This is a genomic window from Caldimonas tepidiphila, from assembly GCF_003569765.1.
Classification (GTDB): Bacteria; Pseudomonadota; Gammaproteobacteria; order Burkholderiales; family Burkholderiaceae_C; genus Caldimonas; species Caldimonas tepidiphila.
This window is the reverse complement of the sequence record NZ_QXMG01000174.1, coordinates 1-919: the sequence shown is the minus strand read 5'-3', so window position 1 is coordinate 919 and position 919 is coordinate 1. Positions and strand designations below refer to the sequence as shown.

The following is a 919-nucleotide window of genomic DNA, read 5'->3' as shown; positions in this document are numbered from 1 at the left end:
GGCACGCTCGCCGAGCTCGCCTTCGCCGCCGACCGCGCCTACATGCTGGCGCTGCCCGATACCCCCGAGCAGGCGCCGCGCCTCGCGCTCAGCGAGCTCAATTTCGGCACCTGGCCGATGGTCAACGGCCAGTCGCGCCTGGCGCGCCGCTTCTACGAGGAAGCCGGCCCGCTGGACGCGGCACGCGCCGCGATCGGCCAGGCGCTCGACGCCGACGCCGCGCAGGCGCTCGGCCTCGTGACCTACGCGCTCGACGACATCGACTGGGCCGACGAGATCCGCCTTGCGATCGAGGAGCGCGCGGCGATGTCGCCGGATGCGCTCACGGGCCTCGAGGCCAACCTGCGCTTCGCGCAGAAGGAGACGATGGAGACGCGCATCTTCGGGCGGCTGTCGGCCTGGCAGAACTGGATCTTCAACCGCCCGAACGCCGTCGGCGACAAGGGCGCGCTGAAGGTCTACGGCAAGGGCGACAAGGCCCAGTTCGACCTCAACCGCGTCTGATCCCGATCCGCCGCGCCGCGCGAACCCCGGTGGAGCGCGCGGCGGCGGCATCCCGAATCTCTCCACCCGATGCACTGAAGAAGCGGAGACCCGACATGTCGGCCATCAACTACAGCGAGAAGATCCCCAACAACGTCAACCTGTCCGAGGACCGCACGCTGCAGCGCGCGCTCGAGCAGTGGCAGCCCAACTTCCTGAACTGGTGGGGCGACATGGGCCCCGAGGGCTCGCAGGACTTCGACGTCTACCTGCGCACCGCGATCAGCGTCGACCCGCAGGGCTGGGCGCAGTTCGGCCACGTGAAGATGCCCGACTACCGCTGGGGCATCTTCATGAACCCGAAGGAGGAGGGCCGGCGGATCCACTTCGGCGAGCACAAGGGCGAGGCCGCCTGGCAGGACGTGCCCGGCGAGCA

General features: G+C 69.9%; 2 pseudogenes. Both read left to right on the top strand.

Going from position 1 to position 919, the window contains the following annotated elements:
• Positions 1–504 (top strand): annotated as a pseudogene (locus D3A59_RS24950) (2,3-epoxybenzoyl-CoA dihydrolase); the annotation flags it as partial.
• Positions 505–599: 95 nt separating this feature from the next.
• A pseudogene (locus tag D3A59_RS24945) lies at positions 600–919 on the top strand (benzoyl-CoA 2,3-epoxidase subunit BoxB); the annotation flags it as partial.